Below are 9,128 nucleotides of genomic sequence, written 5' to 3' on the forward strand. Positions count from 1 at the left end.
CATTTTGACGAAACTGCTTGGCAGCGGACGTCGGACGGCCGACATGCTGACGGGCGCGAGAAGCGACCGCGCCACGGCGCCGTCAAGTCGCGTTGTCGCGCAGCACCCGCACCCGCAACTTCAGCAAGGTGGTCGCCGCCTGCAGCGCCGGCATCGGATGGCCGACCATGCCGGCGAGTTCGAGCGGCGCGTCGGCGATCGCGCCGAGTTCCGGTTCGCGGCCGTGCCGCAGGTCCTGCAGCATCGAGGTCGCGAACGGCCCGGCGGTACGCAGCACCTCGAGCAACTGCGTCAGCTCGGGATCGACCGCGCGATGCAGCCGCGCCGCCAGTCCTGCGACTTCCACCGCGATATCTGTCACCACCCGCGTCGCGTCGGCGTCGTGGCCGATCTGCTCCAGAGTCGCGTCGGTGAGCGCAGACACCACATTGGTCGCCGCGTTGCGGATCAGCTTGCGCCACACCGCCCGGCGAATATCAGCCTCGACCGTTACGGCAATTCCCGACTCCGCAAAGCGTGCCGCGAGGCCGGCCAGCGGCGGCGCGCCGCTGACGGCGCCGAGTTGCAGCTCCTGGCGGCCGCTGACGATGACGTGGCCGCTGCCGAGCATCGTCACCCGGCTGTAGACCACGCAGCCGATCAGACGTTCCGGGCCGAACAGCGGCAGCAACGCGGCGTCGGGATCGACCGCACGCAACGGTCGGTCGGCCAGCGGACCATTTTCGCCGAGGAAGTACCACCACGGCAGGCCGTTGATCGCCGGCATCAGCAGCGCGTCGGCGCGCATCGCGGCGGCGAGCGGCGGCAGCAGGGCCGGCAGAGCCCCGGCCTTCACCGCGACGATCACCAGATCATAGGCCGACAGATCGGCGAGCTCCGCCAGTTCGGGGCGGAACGCGGCGTCGAGGTCACCGTCCTTCAGCGACAAGCCGTGGCGCGCGATGAAGTCGCGCCGCGCGCCGCGCGCCAGCACCGCCACCGAATGGCCGGCGGCATGCAGACGGCCGGCGAGCGCGGTGCCGATCGCCCCGGCGCCGACCACGCACAGCTTCAAACGAGAGGCGGGCGCCACCGATGCCCCAATGGCGCCCGCGCCGTGCGCGCTGCCGCTCATCGCGTTCAGAACGCCGGCCCCTGCGCCTTGATCATCCGCCGGACCGCGGCGTCGAAGAACAGCCGGGCGAAGCTGCTCTCCGCGATCAAGTCTTTCGAACTGTCGACGCACTGCTGGCGGACATGATCCGGCAGCGGCGTATCCGGGCCGGGGATGGTGCCGGCCGCGCACTGGATCTCGCAGGCGCGCTGCACCGTCCACAGCAGCATGAAGGCGCGCGGAATGTCCGGCGCACCGACCGCGACGCCGTGATTGCGCAGGATCAGCACGTCGCCGTCGCCGAGGCTCTTCAGCATCCGCTCGCGCTCGTCGTCGTACAGCGTGATGCCCTCGAAGGTGTGGTAGCCGACCCGGCCGGTGAGCTGCGCGCCGTAGAAGCTGTCATGGCTGAGCCCGCCGGCCTTCTGCGCCACCGCCGACATCGGCGTGGTGTGGGCGTGCAGCACGCAGTGCAGATCCTCGCGCGCCGAGTGGATCGCGCCGTGCAGCGCGAAGCCGGCCGGATTCGGCTTGTACTCGGAGCTGCCGATCAGCTCGCCGGAGACGTCGACGGTGAGCAGATTGTCCGGCGTCACCTCGTTGTAGTTGAGGCCGAACGGATTGACGAGGTAGCGCTTCTCGGCGCCCGGCAGCCGCACCGAGACGTGATTGAAGATCATCTCGGTCCAGCCGAAGAAATCGATCAGCCGGTAGCACAGCGCCAGCTCGGTGCGGAGCTGGGCTTCCGTCATCTGGTCTATCGAGGCATGGGCGTTCATGAGCTGATGCTCCTGTTGGGGCGTGATGAAGTCTCGCCGGGCGGACCCGGCGTCGTCAGTGCTGCAGGCTCTCGGTTGCGGCGGCCGAACGGACGCCGAGATAGCTGGCGATGATGTCGGGGTTGGCGGCGACCTCGGCGGCCGGGCCTTCCAGCACGAAGGCGCCGGATTCCATCACATAAGCGTAGTCGGCGATCCGCAGCGCCGCCTTGGCGTTCTGCTCGACAAGGAGACACGACATGCCGCGGTCGCGCAGGCTCGCCACGGTGCGGAGAATGTCGCGGGTGATCAGCGGCGCCAACCCGAGGCTGGGCTCGTCGAGCAGCAGCAGTTGCGGCCTCGACATCAGCGCGCGGCCCATCGCCAGCATCTGCCGCTCGCCGCCCGACAATGTCTTGGCCGCCTGGCGCTTGCGCTCCTCCAGCCGCGGCATCAGCGCGTAGACTTCGGCGAGCCCGGCCTCGATGTCGCGGTGGCCCTGCTGCCAGCGCGCGAAGCCGCCGAGCCGCAGATTGTCCTCGACGCTCATCGGCCCGAACAATTCGCGGGTCTCCGGAATCAGCGTGACGCCGCGCCCGACCAGAGCCTCGACGGAGGGCTGCTCGGCCGCGGTCTCGCCGAAGAACGACAGCTTGCCCTTAACCGGCAGCAGCCCCATCAGGCCGCTGAGCAGCGTGGTCTTGCCGGCGCCGTTGGGGCCGATAATGGCGATGATCTGGCCGCGGCGGACATTGAGGCTGACGCCGTGGACGACATTGACCCGGCCATAGCCGATGTCGACGTTGTGGGCCTGGAGCAGGACGTCGCTGGTGGTGGTCATTCGGCTGGTGGTCATTCGGCGCCTCCCAGATAGGCTTCGATCACCGCCGGGTTGCGCTGGATCTCGCATGGGGTGCCTTCGGCGAGCTTCTCCCCGAACTGCATCACCACGATGCGATCGGCGAGGTTCATCACGAAATCCATGTCGTGCTCGACGATGATCACCGCCATGCCTTCGGCCTTGAGCTGCTTCAGCAACTGCGCCAGCGCCTGCTTTTCGAGATGGCGCAGTCCCGCCGCGGGCTCGTCGAGGAGCAGCAGGCATGGATCGGAGGCGAGCGCTCGGGCAATCTCCAGCACGCGCTGTTGGCCGAGGGCGAGGCTGCCGGCGTTGGTGGTGGCGGCGCCGTGCAGGCCGACCCGCTCGAGCTGGCGCAGCGCCTCGGCGATCAGCATCGCCTCCTTCGGCCGATCGAGCCGCAGCGCTGCCGCCAGGAACGAGGTGTCGGCCCGGGCATGGGCGCCGAGCGCGGTGTTCTCCACCACCGTCATCTCCGGCACGATGCGGACGTGCTGGAAGGTGCGCCCCATGCCGGCGCGCGACAGGTCGCGCGGAAAGTAGCTGCTCTCGCGGCCGAGGAAGTGCACGTTGCCGCTCGACGGCCGCTGCACGCCGGAGATCAGGTCGAACAGCGTGCTCTTGCCGGCGCCGTTGGGGCCGATCAAGGCGAGCACTTCGCCGGCTTTGGCGTCGAGGCTGATGTTGCGGTTGGCGGCGATGGCACCGAAATTCTTCGAGACGCCGCGCACCGCCAGCACGGTCTCGCCGGGCACCGGCTTGTCGCGCAGCGGCGGCAGCTTGGCATCGGCCGAGAACGTCCAGGACTTCGGCACCCGTAGCCCGGTGAGATCGAGCAGCGCCGGCCAGATGCCGCGCGGCAACAGCTGCAGCATCGCCATCGCGGCAATGCCGAAGATGATGATCTCGAAATCGCCCTGCATGCCGAGGATCAACGGCAAATTGGTCTGCAGCCACTGATTGGCCAGAACGACGATGCCTGAGCCGACCAGCGCGCCGCCGATCGATCCGGCGCCGCCGATCACCGCCATGAACAGATATTCGATGCCCTGGTTGAACGAGAACGGCGACGGATTGAGAAAGCGCTGGAAGTGCGCGTACAGCCAGCCGGCCAGCGCCGCCAGCAGGCAGGCGATCACGAAGGCGGCGATCTTCATCGCCCAGGTGTTGACGCCGAGGCTTTCGGCCATGATCGCACCGGACTTCAGCGCCCGGATGGCGCGGCCGGGACGGGAGTCGAGCAGGTTCGACATCCCGAGTTGCAGCAGCAGCAGCGCGCCCCAGATGCCGACATACCACGCCTTCGGGCTGTGCACCGCGGTGCCGGCGACGGTCAGCGGCGGGATGTCGGTCATGCCGGCCTGACCGCCGGTCTGCGGCAGACCCGCGAACAGATAGTAGGCGACGATCGCCAACGACAGCGTCGCCAGCGGCAGATAGTGCCCCGACAGCCGCACCGTGATCAGCGAGCCGAGCAGCGCCAGCACGCAGGCGACGGCGAGCGCCAGCGGCAGCGTCAGCCACGGCGACACGCCGTAGGTCGACGAGACGTAGCCGGTGATATAGGCGCCGATCCCGACATAGGCGGCCTGCGCGAACGACGTCAGCCCGGCCACGCCGGTGAGCAGCACCAAGCCGAGAACGACGATCGCCGCCAGCCCGACATAGTTCAGCAATGCCACTTGATAGTCCGAGAGGATCGCCGGCATGGCCGCAACCGCGAGCACGAAGGCGACACCGAGGCCGGTCTTGATCCGCCGGCGGCGGCGCAGCGCCTCGGGCGACAGGTTGAGCTGTGCCGGCACCGCCTCGCTGTCGTGGTCGTCCTCCTCGATGCGATGCTGGCGCAGCGTCTGCACCAGCAGGATCGGGATGATCAGACTGAAGACGATGACTTCCTTGTAGGTCGAGGCGAAGAACGACGAATAACTTTCGAGCAGCCCGATCAGCACCGCCCCGAGCGCCGACACCGGATAGCTCGCCAGCCCGCCGAGGATCGCGCCGACGAAGCCCTTGAGGCCGAGCAGAAAGCCGGTGTCGTACAAAATCGTGGTGGTCGGCGAGATCAAGACGCCGGCCAGCGCGCCGATGAAGGCGGCGAGCAGGAACGAGGTGCGGCCCGCCAGCGCGGTGGAGATGCCCATCAGCCGCGCGCCGGTGCGGTTCAGCGCAACCGCCTGCATCGCCTTGCCGTACAGCGTGTGCTGCGAGGCGAAATACAGCGCGCCGATCAGCGCCACGGTGATGCCGATAATCAGCAGCGTCTGCCCGGCGATCGGCACGCCCATCACCGGAAACGTGATGTCGATCAGCGGCGCCGAGCGCTGGCCGCTCGGACCGAAGATGTAGAGCGCTAGCCCGGTCATGACGAAATGCAGCGCCACCGAGACGATCAGCAGCACCAGCACCGAGGCATCGGCGAGCGGCTGATACACGAGCCGATACAGCAGCGGCCCCGCGGCGGTGATCACCGCGATCGCCAGCACTGCCTGGGCGATCAGCGGCAGGTGGAAGCTGCTCCCGAGATAGGCCAGCGCCAACACGATCAGCGGGCCGGCGACGGCACGTAACGCCGAACTCAGCAAGGCAACAGCGCGCTGCCGGCGCCAGCCGGCGGCGAGATCGACCACGACATGCAGCGCGATCAGCAGGCCGAGCAGCGGAATCGTGCCGGGCCGCTGGCCGTCCTGCATCGCCACAAAGGTCAGCGCGCCGTAGGACACGAACTCGCCCTGCGGCACGAAGGTGATGCGGGTGACCGAGAACAGCAGCACGATCGCCACCGCCAGCAGCGCATAGACCACGCCGTTGGCAATGCCGTCCTGAGCCAAAAACAGTGCGACGACGAGATTCACGAAGATCCTTTCGGCGACGCGAGCGCTGCGTCATCTGCCGTGCGATAGTCGAGCGAAGTTCCGGCCGGGATTGAACGCACTGCGGACCGCGTCAGGCGATCCGCAGCGCGCGAGGCTGTTACTTGAGAAGCTGCCAGGCGCCGTCCTTCACCGTGATGGTGACGATGCTGCGGGCGTCGAAGCCGGAGTGGTCGGCGGGGGTCATGTTGTAGACGCCCTGCGCGCCGGTCAGATCCTTGACGTTCTCCAGCGCGTCGCGCAGCGCCGCGCGGAACTCCGGCGTGCCGGGCTTGGCCTTCTGGCCTGCGATCGGAATGGTGCGTTCGAGCAGCAGCCCGGCGTCCCACACATTGGCGCCGAAGGTGCCGGGCGCGACGCCGTACACCTTGGTGTAGGCGTCGATATAGGCCTGGCCCGACGCCTTCGACGGCACGTCGTCACCGACCTGAGACTGCACCAGCATCGGACTGGCGGCCAGCACGGTGCCGTCGACCTTCTTGCCGCCGAGCTTGAGGAACTCCGGCGTCGCGGCGCCGTGGGTTTGGTACACCCGCCCCTTGTAGCCCTGATCGACCAGGGTGACTTCCGGCAGCACCGTGGTGGCGCCGGCGGCGCCGACCAGCACCGCGTCGGGCGCGGCCGAGATGATCTTCAGGCTCTGGCCGGCGACCGAGGTGTCGGCGCGGCTGAAGGTCTCGTCGGCGATCAGCTTGATGCCGGCGGGCGCGATCGCCGCCTTGAAGGCCTTGCCGAAATTGGCGCCGAGCGGATCGTTGGTGCCGATATAAGCGACGGTCTTGACGCCGTTCTTCTTCATGTGCGCGACCAGCGCATCCATGACGAGGTTGTCGTTCTGGGTGGTCTTGAACACCCACTTCTTCTTGTCGTCCATCGGCAGCACCACCGCGGTGGTGCCGACCGGCGCCAGCATCACGGTCTTGGAGTCGGCGATGAACGGCAGGACCGCCATGGCATTGGGCGAGCCCGACGGGCCGATGATGGCATCGACCTTGTCCTCGATCAGGAACTTCTGGACGTCCTTGGTGGCCTGGGTCGGGTCGGAATTGTCGTCCATGTAGATGTAGTCGACCGTGAAGTCGCCGATCTTCTTCGGCAGCAGCGCCACCGTGTTCTTCTGCTGCAGGCCGACCACCGAGATCGGCCCGGTCGACGACGCGATGACGCCGACCTTGACCTGGGCCATCGCCGGGCCGGCCAGCGCCGTCAGGATCGCCGCGACCGCGAACGCCTTGAATGTCTGCATGAGTCCCTCTTCCGATCCGTCGTTGCGGGGCCGCTGCCGGCTTCGCGGCTGCGGCCGCTCGGGTCAGGCGCGGTGATCAGCAGAGGGTTTTGAACGCGACTAATTCCCGTCTGCATGACGGGTCCAATTAGTGAAATATTCCAGCGAACAATCAAGCAACTTATAACGGCGGCCTGCACAATATCTCGCGACGGTTTGCTGCTTTCGCAGTCACATCGCCTGCGTGCGGCGCAACCACGAGGCGCCGTCCCGTCCCACCGCAGCGACGGAAACGGTCGCGTTTTCCATAGTTTGCAGGCTATGGGCAGCTACGGCGACAGGTTGTCGTAGATCTTGACCGACAGCGTGTTGAGAAGTTGCACCTCGGCCTTGGTCAGCCCGCGCAGCGCTTCCTTGAACAGGTAAGCGACCTTGTCGCGCACCAGTTCGAGCACCTGCTCACCCGCCTCGGTGATGAACACTTCGGTCGAGCGGGCATCGGTGCTGGAGGTCCGCACCGTCACCAGACCGTCGTCGGTCATGCGGTTGATGATCTTGGCCATGGTGGAAATGTTGACCACCGCCTCGTCCGCGATCTGCGACACGGTGATCGGCCGCCCCTCGACCAGCAGCATCAGCACCCGCCATTTCGGCACGTCGAGGCCGGCGGGTTTCAGGATGGCGTTCATCCGCGCCGAATAGCGCGCCAGCATCCGCACATTGTGAAAGAACGGCGAGCGGTTGGAAAGAAACCGGCTGTCGTCAGCCCGGATTCGCCGCTTCATGCCGTCGTTCTTGCTCTGCATCTGTTGTCCTGGCTGGTCGGTCGGTGGCGCTGCAGCGTCGCTCGCTGCAGTGCACGACACTTCCCGAGATTGTGGAAAATGACAATATCTCGTCAGGCCAATCGACAACTATTCCAGACGGAGCGGCACGGCATATCGCGAGGAATCCCGAACGGTTCCTGCCATCGCGCGCTACGCGAGGGCTGCAGATTGAGCCGATGCTAGAGCAGTGCGGCGTCTGACAGAATTCAGAGCTGGCAAAGGTGGCCTAGCCAAAAGCACCACCTCATGGTGAGGACGCGCGAAGCGCCGTCTCGAACCATGGGCCGCGAGTTCCGCGCGGCCCCATCCTTCGAGACGCCCGGCTTCGACGGGTTCCTCAGGATGAGGACTCAGTGCCCGTGGAGAGCGACAGCGCTTCGATCCATCAATGGGCTGCTCCAGCCTCAGCGCGCGCCACCCAGCGTGCGCCGCAGCAGCCCGATTGCCTGTCCGGTTCGCACGATGAGCAGATCGCGTGCAGGCAAACGCCCGAAATTGATGCGCGGACGCTCGATAATTCACTGGAATGTTCGAGTAGTTCATGATTGTCTTTTGCAAGTAGCGAGGTCGTCGATGCGCGGTTCGCGGCATCGAAGGTCCTCACAGCGCGGACGCCAGCGCCAATCGCGAAAGAGGACACCATGACCGACGTCGCCAGCGTGATCCACCTGAAGCCGGCCGCGCCGATCGAGGATTTCGACGCGCTGGTCGCCGATATCCGGGCCCGCCGCGCCGAATTCAGCGCGCAGCAGCACGTCTCCCAGGACATCATCGAGCGGTTGCGCAAGGCCGGCATCTACCGGGCGATGGTCGCGCGGATATTCGGCGGCGACGAGAAGAGCCCGGCGGAGTTCTGCCGGATGATCGAAAAGATCTCCCAGGCCGACGGCTCGACCGGCTGGGTTGCGAGCTTCGGCGCCGCCGCCACGTATCTCGCCGCGCTGCCCGAGCCGACGCTGCGCAAACTCTATGCGAACGGCCCGGACGTGGTGTTCGCCGGCGGCCTGTTCCCGCTGCAGCCGGCTAAACGCACGCCCGATGGCTTCCTCGTCAACGGCACCTGGAAATTCGGCAGCGGCTCGACCGGCGCCTCACTGATCGGCGTCGGAATCCAGGTCGAGGGTGATAGTTCCGGCGGACTGCCGCGGGTCGCGGTGATGCCGGCCGACAAGGTCGAGATCCGGCCGAACTGGAACGTGATCGGCCTCGAAGGCACCGGCAGCCACGACCTCGTGGTCAAGGATGTGGTCGTGCCCGAAGAGTGGACGCTGATCCGCGGCGGTGCGGCCTCGGTCGATGCCGATATCTATCGCTACCCGTCGCTCGGCCTCGCCGCGCAGGTGCTGGCAGTGGTCGGCCTCGGCGTCGCCCGCGCGGCGCTCGATGACGTGATCGAGATGGCAGGCGGCCGCGTCTCGATCACCGGCGCGCCCAAGCTCGCCGATCGCGGCTATGTGCAGGTCGCGGTCGCCAAGGCCGAAGCCGAACTGCGC

General features: G+C 67.1%; 7 protein-coding genes. 1 reads left to right on the forward strand and 6 read right to left on the reverse strand.

All coding sequences use genetic code 11. From position 1 onward, the window contains the following. Positions 1–82: 82 nt before the first annotated feature. From DY468_RS13020 to DY468_RS13045, 6 genes are all read right to left on the reverse strand, one after another. Entirely contained in the window at positions 83–1,072 is a 990-nt protein-coding gene (locus DY468_RS13020) for a ketopantoate reductase family protein (RefSeq protein ID WP_164605228.1), read from the reverse strand. A 47-nt stretch (positions 1,073–1,119) separates the two neighbouring features. Then, positions 1,120–1,872, reverse strand: coding sequence for a class II aldolase/adducin family protein (locus tag DY468_RS13025; protein ID WP_164605229.1), 753 nt, complete (start codon positions 1,870–1,872; stop codon positions 1,120–1,122). Between the two features lie 55 nt (positions 1,873–1,927). Next, a complete protein-coding gene (locus DY468_RS13030; RefSeq protein ID WP_246700964.1) occupies positions 1,928–2,707 on the reverse strand; it encodes an ABC transporter ATP-binding protein in 780 nt (259 codons plus the stop codon). Beyond that, a complete protein-coding gene (locus tag DY468_RS24975) occupies positions 2,704–5,565 on the reverse strand; it encodes an ABC transporter permease subunit (protein WP_164605230.1) in 2,862 nt (953 codons plus the stop codon). Before DY468_RS24975 ends, DY468_RS13030 begins: the two co-directional genes overlap by 4 nt. Before the next feature lie 118 nt (positions 5,566–5,683). Beyond that, complete coding sequence (locus DY468_RS13040; protein ID WP_164605231.1) at positions 5,684–6,829, reverse strand: ABC transporter substrate-binding protein; 1,146 nt, start codon at positions 6,827–6,829, stop codon at positions 5,684–5,686. Between the two features lie 308 nt (positions 6,830–7,137). Beyond that, on the reverse strand, positions 7,138–7,614 hold the full coding sequence (locus DY468_RS13045) for a MarR family winged helix-turn-helix transcriptional regulator (RefSeq protein ID WP_054164597.1): 477 nt from the start codon (positions 7,612–7,614) through the stop codon (positions 7,138–7,140). 662 nt (positions 7,615–8,276) lie between these two features. On the opposite strand from DY468_RS13045, the gene DY468_RS13050 reads away from it, so the two are divergent. Beyond that, the coding region (locus DY468_RS13050) for an acyl-CoA dehydrogenase family protein (RefSeq protein WP_164605232.1) at positions 8,277–9,128 on the forward strand (852 nt) is incomplete at its 3' end.

Source organism: Rhodopseudomonas sp. BR0M22 (assembly GCF_010907035.1).
Classification (GTDB): Bacteria; Pseudomonadota; Alphaproteobacteria; order Rhizobiales; family Xanthobacteraceae; genus Rhodopseudomonas.